Here is a 17028-nt window from a genome sequence, read left to right as displayed (position 1 = left end):
CAAAGGATGAAAACAAGGCAGTTATACGGGGGAGGCAGAATTTTATGAAAATAAACGGGCTTTTGGCGCCGATTCCCGGCGGCGGCAGTCTTTTGGAACCGGTGGATCGCCAGGGGCCGGAAAGCGCGCCGAGTTTTTCCGACCTGTTGCGCGCCGCCGTAAACGAAGTGAACGGATTGCAAAAAAACGCGCAGGCGAAAAATATTGAATTGGTCGCCGGCAGGGTCGAAGACTTGTCGGAAGTGATGATCGCGGCCGAAAAGGCCGCTTTGTCCTTGCAGTTGACCGTGCAGGTACGCAACAAAGTGGTGGAAGCATACCAAGAAATCATGCGTATGCAGGTATGATATATAAATATTCGCATTTGCCCTCTGAAAGGAAGTAGAATATGGCCGAGTTCAAAGAGCAATTTTTGCGTCTTTGGAATAGTTTCAGCAAACAACAGAAAATATTTTCCGTTGCGGGCATGGCAGCGGTTTTTGCGGTTGTTCTGGGATGGAGTTATTGGTTCGGCGGGAGGGCGGAATATGCCCCGCTTTATACCAAGCTGGAAGCCAAAGACGCGGGCGACATAGTCAACAAACTTAAAGAAGACAAAATAGCCTACGAAATAGCGGATAACGGATCATCTGTGCTGGTGCCGAAAAACGAGGTTTACCAAGTGCGCATGAATCTGGCCTCGGCCGGATTGCCGCGCGGGAAGAAGGGATTTGAGCTTTTTGAGGAAAGCAAGTTTGGCACTACTGAATTCCAAAACAAAGTAAACTATTTGCAGGCGGTCCAAGGCGAATTGGCGCGGACGATCGAACAAATACAGGAAATCGAGGCCGCGCGGGTTCATATTGTCCTGCCGGAGGACAGCCTTTACAAAAAGAACGAAAAACCGGCGAGCGCTTCTGTAATGCTGCAACTGAAGGGCAACGCCGCGCTGGGCAAACCCCAGGTCGAAGGCATAGTCAATTTAGTTTCGCATAGCGTTCAGGGGCTGAAACCGGAAAACATAACCATAATCGACGGATTCGCCAAAATCTTGAATCTGCCGGAAGACGAAGAACTGAACAAAGCGGCCGCCGAACGGGACAACAACGCCAACGCCAACGCCGAGGCGAACAAACTCTCCAAATTTTACTTTTCCCTGACGCGCGAGATACAGGCTGAAATGCAGGAGAACGTGCAGACGCTGCTTGACAATTCGCTGGGGGAAAAGCGCGCGGTGGCGCGCGTTACCGTTGAACTTAACTTTGACCGGCGCCTTATTGACCGGCAGATATTTGAGCCTACCGTTGAAGACCGCGGCATACTCCGCAGCATGCAGGAAGTGTCCGAGAATTACCAGGGCTCTAACGCCCAGCCGGGCGGCCCGCCCGGGACCACCAGCAACATTCCCGGCTATCCGGCCGGTGCCCAGCCCGGGCAGTCAAATTACGAGAAAAAAGAAGCCACCAGGAACTACGAAATAACCGAAACAAAGGAAAAGATCATTCAGCAGCCTGTTTCCATCAAACGCGTTACCGTAGCGGTCTTTATTGACGAGGCGCTCACGCAGGCGCAGCAGGATGGCATCGCGCGCGTTGTCGCTTCCGCCGCCGGCTTTAACGAGGCGCGCGGCGATTTGGTTTCCGTGGAGCGCATACCCTTTAACGCGGCGACCGCGACGCAGATACAGCTTCAGGAGACGGAGCGGCAGATAATGGGCTACGCTTTGTACGGGGCACCTGTTTTGCTTCTGCTCTTGCTTTTGTTGGGCTGGATGCTTTATTCGCGGCGCAAGAAACAAAAAGCGGCCGCGTTGGCGGCGGAGGCCGAACGCGAACGGGTCGCGGCGCAAGAGCGCGAAGCGGCGGCGCGGACGGCCATGGAACAGGAGAGGTTGGCCGCGCAGCCTATGGCGATGCGAGCCGAGCGGGGCGAGGGCGGCATGGAAGATGCGGCGGAAAGCGCGGATGGAGAAGAAGAAGAATTGGTTTTGACGATGGACAAACCGCTGACCCAGGAAGAAAAAGAAATTGCCGCCAAAAAAGCGGCCATTGTGGAATGGGCGTCGACCCAGCCGGACGAATTCGCCGCTACCTTGCGCAGCTGGCTGATGGAAGAAACATGATGCCATCCCCTGACTTGAAATCGCGGCGCCTTTGCGGCCGGGTTGCCGCGCCGCTTTGTTAGATCCTCGGCGGTCTTTCGCGCTTGCCGGCGGCTTGTGAATGTTATATCGTATTTTGGCCGGTGGCCGGCATAAATTTTATTCCTGGAGGCTTCTTTTATGGGAACATTGATCGAAAACCTCAGTGGAAAGCAAAAATCGGCCATACTCATGATTACGCTCGGGCCGGATATATCCTCGAGCGTCATGAAGTCGCTGAAAGAAGAAGAGATAGAAAAACTCACCATGGAGATAGCCAACCAGCGCAAAGTTTCGCAGGAACTTAAAGATGAAATAATTTCCGACTTTTATGAATTGTGCCTTGCCCGTGATTACATGTCCACGGGCGGCATTGATTACGCCCGGGAAATATTGGAAAAAGCGCTTGGCGCGGAACGGGCGGTCAGCATAATCAACAGGCTGACGTCCAGCTTGCAGATACGCCCCTTTGACTGTATCCGTACCGCCGACCCTTCGCAGCTTTTGAATTTCATACAAAACGAACATCCGCAGACCTTGGCGCTGATCGTCGCGTATATGCCGCCGGACAAAGCGTCCATGATTCTCTCGGCTCTTTCGCCGGAAGTGCAATCCGATGTTGTCAAAAGGATCGCGACCATGGACAGGACATCCCCTGACGTCATACGGGACGTGGAGCGTATTTTGGAGCGCAAGCTTGCCTCTATGGCCACTCAGGACTTCACCACCACCGGCGGCCTGGGATCGGTAGTCGAACTTATCAACAGGGTTGACCGCACCACGGAAAGGGCCATACTGGAGAACCTCGAAGTGCAGGATCCGGAATTGGCGGAAGAAATTAAAAAGCGCATGTTTGTCTTTGAAGACATCGTTATGCTCGATGACCGTTCCCTGCAAATGGTACTTCGCGAAATCGAAACCAAAGACTTGGGGCTGGCCCTCAAAGGCGTTTCCGAGGAAGTGTCCAACAAAGTATTCAAAAACATGTCCAAACGCGCTTCGGAAATGCTCCGGGAAGAGATCGAATTTATGGGCCCCGTCCGTATCAGGGACGTGGAAGAATCCCAGCAGAAAGTGGTAAATGTCATCCGCCGGCTGGAAGACAGCGGCGAGATCGTTATTTCGCGGGGCAAGGGAGACGAGGTAATTGCATAGAGTTATCAAATCCTTTTCCGTGGAAAAAGGGCGCCCTTTTCTCGTTGAACTTTCGGAAGGCGCGTTTTCCGCAGACGCCGGCGACGGCGGCGACGACGATTGCCTGCGCTTTTTTGAAGCGGCGGAAGACGTTGGAGCGGACGGCGGCGATGACGAATACAAAAAATATTACATAGATGAAAACGGGGAATCCGTGACCGGCGCCGATGAGTCAAAACAGGCGCCGGAAGAGGCGGCCGCGGAAGAAAGCGCGAAAGGGGACGAAGGCGCGCCCGAGGAAGCGTTTGCGGCGGCGAAAGCGTATGTTTCGCCGGAGGAAGAAGCGCGGAAAATAATCGCGCTCGCCGAGAAAAGGGCGGAGAGGATTTTGGAAATCGCCAAGCAGGAAGCGGAAACGCTGAGCATGAAACTGTCGGCGGAAATATCCGAAGGGGAAGTAAAAAAGGAACTGGCCAAAAACGTCGCCACGGACATAATAGACGAAGCTAACGCCGAGGCCGGCAAGCTGCTTGCCGAAGCCCAAGAAAAAGCGCGGGAGCTGTTTGAAGAGGCCAAAACCGGCGGCCGGGACGAGGGCTTTAAGGCGGGCCGGGACGAAGGGTACAGAGAAGGTTTTGAAAAAGGGATGGCCGAAGGAAAGCTGGCCGGGCGCGAGGAAGGCAAAAAAGAAGGGATGGACGCCGGGGAAGCGGCCGGCCGGTCCGAGGGGATAGAAGGCGCGCGCCGGGAAATGGCCGTTCAACTGGCCGAAGCCACGCAAAAAGCCAATAACATAATCATCGAAGCGGAAAAAGAAAAAGAGAAAATAATCGGCGACGCCGACGACAAAATCGTGCAAATAGCTATGGCGGTGGCCGAAAAGATATTAAACAAGGAAATCAGCGAAAACCCCTTCATAATATTGCAGATTGTAAAAGAAGCGGCGCAAAAAGTGGCCGACCAGCCGCGGCTGTTTGTTACCGTGAGCACGGACAACTACGAAATTGCGTGCGCGGCCTGCGGCGATATAAAAAAGGCGCTGGGCAACAAACAGGAAATATCTTTTGCCGCCGACGACAGCTTCGGCCCGGCCGACGTCGTCATCGGCACTGGCGGCAGCGGCGATGTTGACGCGCGCCTTAAAACGCAGGTGGCGGAAATACGAAAAACCATTGAGGCGGTGGTGCGCCAATGATAGATTGCGATCGCATAGTAAACGCCGTAGCGGCCTCGCGTCCCATGCTGCTTACCGGCAAAGTGACGCAAATCATCGGCTTGGTCATAGAAACCGATGGCCCCAACGTGATTATTGGCGAATCTTGCTATATTTATCCCCGGGCGTCCCATCTGCCGCCTTTAAGGGCGGAAGTCGTAGGCTTTAGGGAGAGCCGCGTCCTGCTGATGCCTTTGGGGGAAATGACGGGCATCGGCCCTGGATGCGAAGTGGTGGCGTCCGAGCAGACCCTGACCGTAAAGGTGGGCGAGCAGTTGCTTGGCCGCGTTTTCGATGGACTGGGCAATCCGATCGACGGCAAGGGCGAAATTGACTCCGACATATTTTATCCCTTGGAAGCGCCGCCGCCGCCGCCGCTTTCCCGCGCCAGGATAGACGAGAAAATATCCGTCGGGGTAAGGGCGATAGACGGGCTTTTGTCGATGGGGCGCGGCCAGCGCATTGGCATCATGGCCGGCAGCGGGGTTGGCAAAAGCACTCTTTTGGGCATGATCGCCAGGAACACCGAAGCCGATATAAACGTAATCGGGCTTATCGGCGAGCGCGGCCGTGAAGTGAGGGAGTTTATCGAACGCGACCTGGGCGAGGAAGGGTTGAAAAGATCCGTGGTAGTTGTCGCCACTTCCGACCAGCCGGCGCTTATCCGTATAAAAGGCGCCATGACCGCCACGGCGATCGCCGAATATTTCAGAAACAACGGCAAAAACGTAGTGTTGATGATGGATTCGGTAACGCGCTTCGCCATGGCCCAGCGGGAAGTCGGCCTCACGGTCGGCGAGCCTCCGGCCACGCGCGGCTATACCCCGTCGGTGTTCGCCATCCTGCCAAAGCTCCTTGAGCGCTCCGGCGCGGGCGAACTCGGCGCCATTACCGGCATTTATACCGTGCTGGTCGAAGGCGACGACATGAACGAGCCTGTCGCCGACACGGTGCGCAGCATACTGGACGGGCATATAGTTTTATCGCGCTCGCTGGCCGCGCAAAACCACTACCCGGCGATCGACATACTGGCCAGCGTGAGCAGGATAATGCTGGAAATAGTGGACAAAGAGCATTGGGACGCCGCGCAGGAGCTTAGGAAAGTCCTCGCCGTCTATAACGACGCGCAGGATCTTATCAATATAGGGGCTTACATGGCGGGGAGCAACCCCGAAATTGACCAGGCCATAAAGTTCATCAATCCCTCGAGGGAATTTTTGCGCCAGGGCGTATACGAGAGAACCGACTACAGTTCCTGTATCAAGCGGCTTTGCGCGCTTTTCGCCGCGCAGCCGGCGAAAAGCGCAAGCGAACCTTCGCCCGCGCCCGGCGCCCGGCAGGAAGGAAGCGGGTTGCGGCCTGATTTTCGCGGCGGCGCTTTTGACATAAAACTAAGCTGATGGCGTTTTGGGTGAACCGGCGTGAAACCATTTGTATTTAAACTCGAAACGCTTCTTGCCATCCGCCAAAGGCGCGAAGACGAAGCCAACATCGTTCTGGCGCAGGCGCGCGCCCGCTTGAAGGCCGCCAGGGATTTTCTGGACGAGCTGAACGGGCGGCGGCGGGCGGCGGTGGACGAATTCAAGGCGCAGAGGGAAAAGCGCGAAGTCTTGGTGGCGCAGCTGCAATTGTGGCACAAATTCCTTGATTTTATGGATAAAGAGATAAAAAAGCAGGAAGACGCGGTAGAACAATTGGCGCGGGAAGTCGCGGACGCGCTCAAAGCCGCCGAAAAAGCCATGAAAGACCGCAAATCGGTTGAAAAGCTCCGTGAGAGGCGGTTTGAACAGTATAAAATCCAATTGCAGCTTGCCGAGCAGAAAATACTCGATGAGATCGCGATTACCCGCTACCGGCGGCAAGAAGGGGATGAATTCTGATTTATGCTGGAAGGCATGATGAAAATAAGGGAGCGCATAGCGCAAATCGAGAACAGATTTTCTCCGAAAGCGCCGGAGAGCGCGGCCTTTGCGCAATATCTGGAAGCGGCCGGGAAAAAAGAAAAGCAGCCGCCGGCGATAACGCATAGGCCGCCGGGCAAGGCCAGGGCGGCCCATGGAAAAAACGGCATAAAGCGTATGCTGGTGGAGACCGCGCAAAAATATGGAGTTGACAGCGAATTGGTGTTGGCCGTGGCCAACGCCGAATCCGGTTATCGGCATGACGCCGTCTCTTCCGCCGGCGCGGTCGGCGTCATGCAGCTTATGCCCGGCACGGCGCGCAGCCTTGGCGTGGCCGACAGCTTTGACCCCAAGGAAAACATTGACGGCGGCGTAAGGTATCTTAAGCAGATGCTGGCAATGTTCGGCGGCGACACGGCAAAAGCGCTGGCCGCCTACAACGCCGGGCCGGAAGCTGTCCGCAATTATGGCGGCATTCCGCCTTATCAAGAAACTCAGGCCTATGTCCGCAACATCCTGGACGACATAGCCTCTGACGGTTAATTTCGCGAAAGGGGATTTTGCCTTGGCGGACAATGCTCCGAACAAAAAGACTCCGGACAAAGAAAAAAATACGAACGCAGCGTCGCTCAAAAGCGAGTTTTACGCAGAGGAAAAGCAGCGCGCCGCCGCAACGCTCTCGGAATTGAAAAACGGGCTTGCGCCCACAAAAATAGCAAAATACATAGCGTCGCGCCTGTGGAAACCGGTGCTGGCTTTCACTTTGTTGTTTTCCCTCTTTTTGGGAGGGGCCTACGCCGCTAACTACTATAAACTGTTAAACGCCGGGACGGCGCTTAACTTTGAAAGCATGATGCCGCCGCTGCGCGCCTCTGACAACAAGATAGCGCGCGAGCTGCTGCCGGTGGCCGAATGGGCCGTTTCCGTCCTTTCCGCCGCCGGGGAAATCATACAGTACCGCGTGGAGCGGCAGGAAGCGCTGAAGCTCAAAGAAGAAGAAGAGATAAGAGCGAAAAAAGCGGAAGAAGAGCGCCTGGCGGCGATAGAGGAAGAAAAGCGGACCGCGGGGGAAAAGGGCGGACGGCAGGAGCCTCCGGCTGCGGCCAATGCCGAGGACGAGACGCGAAAACGCGAATCCGAGCGCAAAAGGCAGGACGATGAACTGAAAAAGGCCATCGCCGCCCGCCAGCAGGAACTGAACAAAAGGGCGGGCAAACTTGCCCTCTACTACTCTTCCATGCCGGCTGCCGATGCGGTAAGGATCTTGAAAAACATGGAAAACGACGAAATAATTTTGATCCTCAGCAACATGCCGGATGCCCTGGCCTCGCAAATATTGGCGGGTTTTGAGCCCGAGCGCGCCTCGGCCATCACGAAAAACATCCTCAAATTGCATCCATCGCCGACGGAAGAAGCAACCCTCTCCGCCGGGGTGCTGTAATTTGTCCGCTATATACGCAGTCGCCAAGCTTACGGAGAAAGGAGGTGAACGACATGGAAACGGGAATTATACTTATGCCGGCGGCGCAGGACATTGTTGCCGGCGCAAAAGCGCAGGCCGCGCCGGCAGCGGCTGCCGGCGACCCCGGCGTGGAAAAAGGCGCCGCGATGCCTTTTGCCGAAGCGCTTAAATTGCTGTACGCCGTGCCTGACGGCGGAAAAAAGAAAAATTCGCAGGAAGAAACGGCCGGCGCCGCGCCAGCCATGAACTTCTTCCCGGTCGGTATTGTGCCCGTACAATTGATCCCGGCGGACGGCGGGGAATTTACCGAGCAAGCCGCTTTGCAAGAAGCCGAAGCCGTGGTCGAGTCTTTGGCTGGCAAGGCGGGCGGTATGCGCCAGGCTCTGCTCGGCATGAAGCAGCCGGCTGTTTTGCCGGAGGAAGGCATCCGTCCCGCTCCGCTTAAAACGGCGGTGGGCGCGGCCGCGCCTGAAGCGCCTGCAGAAAGTTTGCCGCTAAAAGAAGTTCCGGAGCTAAAAGAAGTTCTGGATCTCAAAGAAGTTCTGGCGCCGCATTTTGCGCCCGCGCCGAAGCGGATGCCGGAACAGGCGCTGGAGCAGGCGCCGGAAAAAAGCGTGAACGCCAGGGAACTGTTCGGCGACCGCTTAGTGGTCATAAAAGACGCCGCTGTCCTTCCCCCGGGCGATCCTTTGCCGAAAGCGCCCGCGGAAAAAGCGGTATCCGCCATCGGCGCGCCGGTATTGGCCGCCCCGGCGGAAAACAAAAAAGCCTGGCCGACGGAAAATGTCCGGCCGGAACTTGCCGCGCCAGGGGAGAAAATCGCGCCGGATTTTGCCGTGAAAGCCCCCGGCCGCATAGAGGAGGCCGGCCGGCCGACGGAGCGTTCGGCGCCGGCTAAAGCCGCCGCGCCGCTTTCCCTGAAATTACCTGCGGAAGAAGCGGAAACGGCGGGAACGGAAGTTGCGGCACAAACGGAAACTGCGGCGCAAACGGCCGGGCAGGAGCCAATCGCCGCCAACGCGCCGGCTAAGGACAGTTTCGCGCAAAAACTTCATTTTGCCGGGCGCGAGCTTGACGTCCGGGACACGCAGGATTTGGCCAACCACCTGGTGGAACAGGCAAAACTTACGCAAAGGCCGGGCAGCACGGAAATGACCATACGCCTTAGGCCGCAGAATTTAGGCGAGATGACCGTCAGGATCATTGCCGAAAACGGCGGCGCTATATCTGCGGCCTTTCATTCCAACAACTCCGAAGTGCGCGGCATTTTGCAGGAAGCGTTGCCGGCCATCCGGCAGGAGCTTTCCGGCAGCGGCCTGAAAGTTCACGACGTCGGCGTTTACGCCGGGCTCGGCGATTTTCATTCTTTTGCCCAAAACCAGCCCGGCAGCCAGCCGGAAGGCAAAGCGAACAAAATCGGCCGTTTGCGGTTGACCGCCGAAGAACAAACGCCGGCGGAGGCGGCGGCTTACGAAGGAGAGACGCAAAGCGGCACGGGCGGCGTTGACTACCGTGTGTAAAGAAAGGAGAAAAAATGGCGACAGTAAGCAGCATTACCGGCGTGGCGCCGGCAACCGCCGCGACCGGCAGCGTTGCCAATAAAAACGGCGAGCTTGGCAAAGAAGCCTTTTTGCAGTTGTTGGTAGCGCAGATACAAAACCAGGATCCGCTCAACCCCTCGGAAGACAAGGAGTTTATCGCGCAGCTTTCCACCTTCTCCATGCTGGAACAAATGCAGAACATGAGTTCGTCCATGTCGGCCAGCCAGGCGGCGGCACTCATCGGCAAGCAGGTAACCTGGCAGGAAATGTCCGGCGGCGCGACCAAAACCTATTACGCGGTGGTCGAGTCGGTTCGGGTGGACGGGAGCAGTGTCTATCTGGTGGTGGACGCGCAGACCGGCAAGGAGATCAAATATTCCGACGTCAAACTTATCGAAGATCCCAACGCGGCGGTTACTTCCCAGCTCAGCCAGGCATCGGCTTTGATCGGCAAGAAAGTTACCTGGTATGAACCGGACGCGGACGGCAAGTCGGTCGGCAAAACCGGCCGGGTCGAGGCAGTCCGGGCGGCGGGCGCGCAGGTATACCTCCTGGTAGGCAAAGACGAGAAAGGAAACGACAAATTCATAGCTTTGTCAGGCGTTACAGATGTTGCGGACTGAAAGGCCGGTATCGGGAAAATGTATGGGCAGGGAGGTTTTCCGATGATGGGCGATGCCAAGATTCTTTACCCGTTTAACCCCATTTTATCAGCCAATGCCGGCGCCAATACGGTATCGGCCGGCAAATCGGCTGCGGCGCCGGCGGTAAACTTTCAGGATGTTTTGCAAAAGGAGCTAAGGCAGGTAAAATTTTCCCGGCACGCTTTGCAAAGGCTGGCGCAAAGGGAAATAAAACTTGACTTTGAACAGATGGAAAGGCTGCGGATGGCCGTTGACAAAGCGGCAGGCAAAGGGGCGCGCGAATCGCTGATATTGATGGACAATCAAATGGCTTTCGTGGTGAGCGTCAGCAACCGCACCGTGATTACCGCCTTGGACGGCGCGTCGGCAAAAGACAACGTATTTACCAACATCGACAGCGCCATAGTCATATGAGCCGGACCTTCGACAAGGAAGCTCAGGGGGAAGGGCTGAAGGGACTTCCCCGCATAGGCGGGAAACCATGGTTGGCAAAACGCCGTGTATCTATTCTGCGCCGGGGGCGCCCGGCAGCAAACGGGAGGTTTTTATAAGATATGATGCGTTCACTCTATACTGGGGTGTCCGGCCTGACCAACCATCAGACCAGAATGGACGTCCTCAGTAACAATATCGCCAATGTCAACACCATCGGCTTCAAAAGCAGCCGCACGATTTTCCAGGATTCCCTGAGCCAGACCATGCAGGGCGCGACCGCCCCGCGCGCCAACGTCGGCGGCATAAACGCCAAACAGATCGGCCTCGGCGTAAAAACCGCCTCCATCGACATACTCTTTACCAAGACCAGCTTTCAGACCACCAACGTCAACACCGATCTTGCCATCAACAACAACGGTTTCTTCATCGTAAACAACGGCGGCCAGTCCTACTACACCCGGGCGGGCAACTTCTACTTTGACTCCGAGGGCAATTTCGTTACCAACGAGGGCCTGCGCGTCATGGGCTGGCCGGCGGACAAGGTCAGCGGCGCCATTAATACATCCGCGCCCGTTGAGCCGCTGAAGATATCCATCACCGCCACTATGGAGCCGAAAATAACCAAGACGGTAACCTTCAACGGCAACCTCATGGCGGACGCCGTGCTCGGCGAAGCGAAATCGGCGACCAAGGACGTCTATGACGCGGAAGGGTACGCCCACCGGCTGAGCACCATGTACACCAAGGTCGGCGACAACCAGTGGCTGGCTTACACCAGCATAACGGGCGCCAAGAGATCAACCAGCCCGCCGACGCCGAACGAAGACGACATTGTCGGCAACGTCAAAATCGTGAGTTTCGATCCCAACGGCAAATTCCAGAACGTGCAGGATTTAAGCATGACTTTGCCCGATCTTGGCAGTACGGGCAATTTCACCTCCGGCAGCCCGTTTTCCGGCGCCGTCAACCTAAATTCACAAGGCGTCTTGGGGCAGACGGCCGGCAGCGTGATAATTTTTACCGACTATAACGGCGCGGTGCGCGCCATAGGCGTGAAGGCCACTTGTACCAAGGGCGACTCCACCGGCGTGGCGGGCGACGCCGAATGGCAGCTGGTATTTTCCGAAAACGGCCAGACCGTAGGATCGGGGAGCTATTCCGCTACATCCGTCCTTGTTCCGGGCGGAAGCAATTTGCCGACAGTTACCCTAAGCGACGGCACGGCGGTAAATCTTGCCGCCTTGACGGAAAAGGTTGGCGTAGCCGCCGCCGCGACAAATCTGAACACGCCGGCGGTAACGGCCGCCGGCAATACGGCCCTTTCCTATATCCCGGACAACACCGTCAACCCTAACCCCCATGTCATCAACGTAAGCTACACCGATCCCAACTACGGCGAATTGGTCCAGTACGCGGGCGGCTTCAATTTGGGCGACCCTTACCAGGACGGTTACGCCGCGGGCGACCTTATGGACAAGACCATCAACGCCGCCGGCGTCATTGTCGGCACCTATTCCAACGGCCAGCAGCTCAACTTGGGGCAGGTAGCCACCTGCATCTTCAACAACCAGCAGGGTTTGGAACGGGCGGGCTCCACCCTTTTCACCAAATCCAACAACTCCGGCGACCCCATTATCGGCGAGGCCGGCGTTGGCGGGCGCGGCACCTTGCAGGCGGGCGTCCTGGAAATGGCCAACGTGGATTTGGCCGAAGAATTTACCAACATGATCGTAACCCAGCGCGGCTACCAGTCCAATTCCCGCATTATAACAACCTCGGACGAGCTGCTTCAGGAACTTATGAACCTCAAACGCTGATAAAAGCCCGGGGCGGGGGCGCGGCCCGCCCCCGCCGGGGCTTTTGCGGCCGGCAAAAAAATTTTTAATAAGGTGAATGAAAATGATAACATTGGCAAAATTTCAGTCGAAAGACGAATTCGTCCTCAACTCCGATCTTATCGAAACGATTGAGGAAACCCCCGACACCGTGATTACCTTGACCAGCGGCCGCAAACTTATCGTGGAGGAATCGGCCAAGGAGATAGTCAAAAAAATCCTGGAATTTCGCCGCGAGCTTGGTAAATTTGCCAGATAACGTGCCGAGCTTTGTTATATGGGTTTGACATGTTCAGATAAATTTTATATTATATTTGCGTGTACAGTTGTTTTTGACAGGAAATCGGCGCGCGCGCGTAGAACTTTGCCATAGCGGCGCAGAACTGGACGCTCTGTTTAATTTACAATAAAGTTGAATAAGGCGGTGTGGATTTTGGCGGAAGAAAAAGTTGCTGAGGAGAAAAAAACAAAAATACCCAAACCTAAAATGTCGATTGTCATTGGCGTCGTACTCGCTATTTTGGGCATTGTGCTCGCGGGCGGCATATCCTTTTTTGTCGCCGCAAAGATTGCCGGCGACCGGCAGCCGGTAACGGTTATCGTCAAACGCGAACCCGGCCAGCTCTTAAAGATCGGCGACCCCAAAGACGGCGTTGTCATCAATATCGGCGGGATTACCGGGCGATATTTGAAAATACTCATGACGCTCGAAGTGGAGCCGACCAAGGACGAAACCGGCAAATTGTCAATAACGCCGCAAGATGAAATGAAGATAAATGACAACATAATAAAATTTCTGCGTTCCCAAAAAATTGACGCTTTCCTCGCCGGACGGCAGGATGAACTGAAAGCGGCCATAAAAAAAGAACTGAACGAAGCGCTGGGCGCCGACAGGGTATTGGCCGTTTATATAACCAACGCCGTCATTCAATGACGCTTTGCCGGCAAAATAGAGAGGAGGGGATGGCGTTTGGCTGGGGACGTTCTTTCACAGTCTGAGATAGACGATCTTTTGTCCGCGCTTTCGACCGGCACGGTTGATGTTAACGAAATGCGCACGGAGCAGGAACAGAAGAAGATCAAGATATATGACTTCAAGCGCCCCGACAAATTTTCCAAAGATCAGATACGTACCCTTTACATGATCCATGAAAATTTTGCCAGGCTTTTGAACACATATCTGTCCGCGCACCTTCGCACCATGATCAACATTGAAGTCGCGTCGGTGGACCAGCTTACTTATGAAGAATTCATCCGCTCGCTGCCTAGCCCTAGCGTCATTGGCATATTTCAGCTTTCGCCCCTGAAAGGGAACGCGGTGTTCGAGATGAACCCTTCGCTGGTTTTCGCCATGATCGACCGACTGTTCGGCGGGGTGGGCGGTTCCTTTAGCAAAGCGCGCGCCCTTACCGACATTGAGGAAGCCATAATCTCAAGGGTGATGGCAAAAGCGCTTGAACAGATGCAGGAGGCATGGAAGCAAGTAATTGAGGTGGAGCCGCGCCTCGATACGCTTGAGAGCAATCCGCAGTTTACCCAGATTGTGCCGCCAAGCGACATGGTGGTGATTGTTACTTTGCAGGCAAAAATAATGCAGACGGAAGGATTGATGACCGTTTGCATTCCTTATTTGGTACTGGAGCCGATAATGAGCAAGCTCACCACCACCTTCTGGGTCGCGTCTTCTTCCAACAGGCGGGACGTGACGGAAACATACGCGCTGAAAAAACGCCTGATCAAGACGCCTGTGCCCGTAAGCGTGGTTTTGGGGAAGGCATCGATCAACGTGCAGGAGTTGATAAGCCTCGCGCCCGGCGACGTTTTGCCGCTTGACTCAAGATTTGACGGCGAATTGTCTTTTGTCGTGGGGCAGAAAGAAAAATTTAAATGCCGTCCCGGCCTTTCCGGCAAACACATGGCTGTGCAGGTAACGCGCGTATGCAGCAATAAAGGAGATGACAGCGATGAATGATGGATTATTGTCGCAGGAGGAGATTAACGCGTTATTGAACGCTGACGAGGGTCCGCCGCCGTCCGCCGCCGCCGCGCTTACCAGCAAAGAAATAGACACTATCGGCGAGATCGGCAATATTTCCATGGGCAGCGCCGCCACTACTTTATCCATTCTTTTGGGGAACAGAGTAAGCATAACGACCCCGAGCGTTACGATCACCAAGATGGAAACAGTCCGCAACGAATATCCTACGCCTTACCTGGTCATTGAGGTGCAATATACGCAGGGCGTCCAGCAAGGCACGAATATTTTCGCCATTAAAGAGCGCGACGCCCTGATTATTGCCGACCTTATGATGGGCAACGACGGGACCAATCCGCCGACGGAAATTTCCGAACTATACATGAGCGCGGTTTCCGAGGCGATGAACCAGATGATGGGAGCTACCGCGACGGCCATGTCCACCATGTTCAAGGAAAAGTTCGACATTTCGCCGCCCAAGGTTTCCCTGATCGACTTTGCGCAAAAGGACAATGTGGAAAATATGGCGGCCGGCGCGCCGGATCCTCTCGTGAAGGTCGCTTTCCGCATGGAAGTCGGATCGCTCATTGATTCGGAAATGATGCAGCTGATGTCGGTGGACGTCGCGAAAAGGTTGGTGGAGAGGCTTATGCAGCGCAGCCAGGCGGCCGCCGCGCCCCCGGCCGCGCCTCCCAAGCAGGCCGCCTCCGCACCTGCGGCGCCCCCGCCGCCCGCCCAGCCGGCTTACGCGCCGCCTAAGCCATCGGGGGCGCCGGTGGCCAGCGTGCCGGTGCAGCAAGTGCAGTTCGCGCCGCTGCAGCCGCAAAACATGCCCGCCCTTGCCGGCAATATCGGGCTGTTGATGGACGTGCCGATGCAAGTTACGGTAGAGCTCGGCAGGACCAAGAAACTTATCAGGGAGATTCTGGATCTTGGCCCAGGTTCGGTCGTGGAACTGGACAAATTGGCGGGCGAGCCTATTGACGTTTATGTAAATACCAAACTTATCGCCAAAGGCGAAGTAGTTGTCATTGACGAAAACTTCGGCATCAGGATAACCGAGATAGTCAACCCGCTTGAGCTGGTCAATAATTTGCAATAAATTGTGGGGGGCGCAAATTTTTATGATTGTAAAGGAGATATTTTAAATGGCGACAAGAGTTTTGGTTGTTGACGATGCGGCTTTTATGAGGATGATGATCAAAGACATTCTCACAAAGAACGATTTTGAAGTTGTCGGGGAGGCCAGCAACGGGTCGGAAGCGTTGGAAAAATATAAAGACTTAAAGCCCGATCTTACGACAATGGACATTACCATGCCGGAAAAGGACGGCATATCGGCGGTCAAAGACATAAGGGCTTTTGATTCTTCCGCCAAGATCATTATGTGCAGCGCCATGGGCCAGCAGGCCATGGTCATCGAGGCGATACAGGCCGGCGCAAAAGATTTCATCGTCAAACCTTTCCAGCCTGACCGCGTGGTAGAGGCAATGCGCAAAGCGTTAGGGTAAAGAAGTGTTTCGCTTTGCTCCGGCGTTTTTGCCGCCATCGGCCGCCGCCTTGGGGGACAAGCTGGCCGGGGCGGCCGCAGGTTCCCCGGGGTACCTGGAAAATCGGGGGTCTGCCCTGACAGGCAATACAGCGCCTTATTCGACTTTTTTTTATATTTTGACGTTGATTTTTGCCTTTTTTTTAGTGTTGCTGCTGGCTTATTTGGCCTCAAAACTTATCGGCGGCAAATTTGGCGCCGCGCGGATGAGAGCCGCCGGCAATGTATTGGGCAGCATGCCTTTGGATCATAACAAAAGGATAGTTTTTGTCGAATTGAACGGCGCCGTGTTGGTTTTAGGCGTTACCGAGCACAGCGTCTCTTTGCTCAAGGAAATATCCTCTTCCGTGGACATAGAAAGGATAAAGGAAGACTTGTCCGGTAAAAATCAGGAAGGCGTTTTCGGTTACCAAAGCCGGGCGCTGGACAACCTGCAAAAGAAAATCAAGCCAATGCTCCGCAATTTGCCCGGCGGCAAAAAAAGGGGACCTTTTTAGCATGAATACAAAAAAAGCATTTGGCTTTGGCTGTTTGCTTTTGCTGTCTTCGGCCGCCGCCGCGATCTGCCTGGCGGGCAGCGCTTTTGCGGCCGCCGCGCCGGTTCTTCCCATACCAAATATAAATATAGCGATCGGCGATCCAGCCGGCCCGTCCGATCTGACGGCAAGCCTGCAAATACTTTTTGCCCTCACGGTACTCACCCTGGCGCCGTCCATACTGATCATGGTTACGTCTTTTACCAGGATCGTGGTGGTGCTTTCCTTCGTGCGCAACGCGCTGGGGACGCAGCAGATGCCGCCCAACCAGGTATTGGTCAGCCTGGCCATATTTCTTACTTTTTTCATTATGTCCCCATACTTTTCGGAGATAAACAGCAAGGCGCTGCAGCCTTACATAGCGGGGACGCTTTCGCAGGAAGACGCTTATAACGCCGCGCTCCAGCCGATTCGGTCTTTTATGTTCAAACAGACGCGGGAAAACGATCTTGCGCTTTTTGTTGATGTCGCCGGCGACAGCCGGCCGGAAACCCAGGCCGACGTTTCCACTTTTGCGCTTATACCGGCTTTCATGATCAGCGAGTTGAAGACCGCTTTTCAAATAGGGTTCCTTGTCTACGTTCCTTTTATTGTCATTGACATGGTTGTTGCGAGCACGCTGATGTCCATGGGCATGATGATGCTGCCGCCGGCAATGATTTCCTTGCCTTTCAAAGTGCTTTT

General features: G+C 55.3%; 18 protein-coding genes and 1 pseudogene. All 19 read left to right on the top strand.

Annotation, left to right across the window (positions count from 1 at the left end; genetic code table 11):
• Window positions 1–44: 44 nt before the first annotated feature.
• Window positions 45–347 carry a flagellar hook-basal body complex protein FliE gene (gene fliE, locus LBO03_00330; GenBank protein ID MDR3348045.1) on the top strand — a complete coding sequence of 101 codons (303 nt, stop codon included), beginning with the start codon at window positions 45–47 and terminating at the stop codon, window positions 345–347.
• Window positions 348–388: 41 nt separating this feature from the next.
• Complete coding sequence (gene fliF, locus LBO03_00325; GenBank protein ID MDR3348044.1) at window positions 389–2101, top strand: flagellar M-ring protein FliF; 1713 nt, start codon at window positions 389–391, stop codon at window positions 2099–2101.
• Between the two features lie 159 nt (window positions 2102–2260).
• On the top strand, window positions 2261–3274 hold the full coding sequence (gene fliG, locus LBO03_00320) for a flagellar motor switch protein FliG (protein MDR3348043.1): 1014 nt from the start codon (window positions 2261–2263) through the stop codon (window positions 3272–3274).
• Window positions 3267–4448 (top strand): hypothetical protein, encoded by a 1182-nt coding sequence (locus LBO03_00315; GenBank protein MDR3348042.1) that lies wholly within the window; start codon window positions 3267–3269, stop codon window positions 4446–4448. The genes fliG and LBO03_00315 overlap by 8 nt, the downstream gene beginning before the upstream one ends.
• Window positions 4445–5713: pseudogene (fliI, locus tag LBO03_00310) on the top strand (flagellar protein export ATPase FliI). Before LBO03_00315 ends, fliI begins: the two are co-directional and overlap by 4 nt.
• Before the next feature lie 174 nt (window positions 5714–5887).
• Entirely contained in the window at window positions 5888–6346 is a 459-nt protein-coding gene (fliJ, locus tag LBO03_00305) for a flagellar export protein FliJ (GenBank protein ID MDR3348041.1), read from the top strand.
• Between the two features lie 3 nt (window positions 6347–6349).
• Window positions 6350–6910 (top strand): lytic transglycosylase domain-containing protein, encoded by a 561-nt coding sequence (locus tag LBO03_00300; protein MDR3348040.1) that lies wholly within the window; start codon window positions 6350–6352, stop codon window positions 6908–6910.
• A 22-nt stretch (window positions 6911–6932) separates the two neighbouring features.
• Complete coding sequence (locus LBO03_00295) at window positions 6933–7808, top strand: hypothetical protein (protein ID MDR3348039.1); 876 nt, start codon at window positions 6933–6935, stop codon at window positions 7806–7808.
• 53 nt (window positions 7809–7861) lie between these two features.
• Window positions 7862–9349 (top strand): flagellar hook-length control protein FliK, encoded by a 1488-nt coding sequence (locus tag LBO03_00290; protein MDR3348038.1) that lies wholly within the window; start codon window positions 7862–7864, stop codon window positions 9347–9349.
• Between the two features lie 14 nt (window positions 9350–9363).
• Window positions 9364–9993 (top strand): hypothetical protein, encoded by a 630-nt coding sequence (locus LBO03_00285; protein ID MDR3348037.1) that lies wholly within the window; start codon window positions 9364–9366, stop codon window positions 9991–9993.
• Window positions 9994–10035: 42 nt separating this feature from the next.
• On the top strand, window positions 10036–10428 hold the full coding sequence (locus LBO03_00280) for a flagellar protein (protein ID MDR3348036.1): 393 nt from the start codon (window positions 10036–10038) through the stop codon (window positions 10426–10428).
• A gap of 140 nt (window positions 10429–10568) precedes the next feature.
• On the top strand, window positions 10569–12266 hold the full coding sequence (locus tag LBO03_00275) for a flagellar hook protein FlgE (GenBank protein ID MDR3348035.1): 1698 nt from the start codon (window positions 10569–10571) through the stop codon (window positions 12264–12266).
• 82 nt (window positions 12267–12348) lie between these two features.
• Entirely contained in the window at window positions 12349–12543 is a 195-nt protein-coding gene (locus tag LBO03_00270; protein ID MDR3348034.1) for a flagellar FlbD family protein, read from the top strand.
• Window positions 12544–12717: 174 nt separating this feature from the next.
• Window positions 12718–13218: a flagellar basal body-associated FliL family protein gene (locus tag LBO03_00265; protein ID MDR3348033.1), complete on the top strand. Its 501-nt coding sequence runs from the start codon at window positions 12718–12720 to the stop codon at window positions 13216–13218.
• Window positions 13219–13254: 36 nt separating this feature from the next.
• Window positions 13255–14256: a flagellar motor switch protein FliM gene (fliM, locus tag LBO03_00260; GenBank protein MDR3348032.1), complete on the top strand. Its 1002-nt coding sequence runs from the start codon at window positions 13255–13257 to the stop codon at window positions 14254–14256.
• On the top strand, window positions 14249–15361 hold the full coding sequence (gene fliY / locus LBO03_00255) for a flagellar motor switch phosphatase FliY (protein MDR3348031.1): 1113 nt from the start codon (window positions 14249–14251) through the stop codon (window positions 15359–15361). The genes fliM and fliY overlap by 8 nt, the downstream gene beginning before the upstream one ends.
• Before the next feature lie 46 nt (window positions 15362–15407).
• Window positions 15408–15770 carry a response regulator gene (locus LBO03_00250; protein MDR3348030.1) on the top strand — a complete coding sequence of 121 codons (363 nt, stop codon included), beginning with the start codon at window positions 15408–15410 and terminating at the stop codon, window positions 15768–15770.
• Between the two features lie 4 nt (window positions 15771–15774).
• Complete coding sequence (locus LBO03_00245) at window positions 15775–16305, top strand: flagellar biosynthetic protein FliO (protein ID MDR3348029.1); 531 nt, start codon at window positions 15775–15777, stop codon at window positions 16303–16305.
• A 1-nt stretch (window position 16306) separates the two neighbouring features.
• The coding region (fliP, locus tag LBO03_00240; GenBank protein MDR3348028.1) for a flagellar type III secretion system pore protein FliP at window positions 16307–17028 on the top strand (722 nt) is incomplete at its 3' end.

This window comes from Acidaminococcales bacterium, assembly GCA_031290885.1.
In the GTDB taxonomy this organism is placed as follows: Bacteria; Bacillota; Negativicutes; order Acidaminococcales; family JAISLQ01; genus JAISLQ01.
This window is presented reverse-complemented; position numbering and strand designations above follow the sequence as displayed.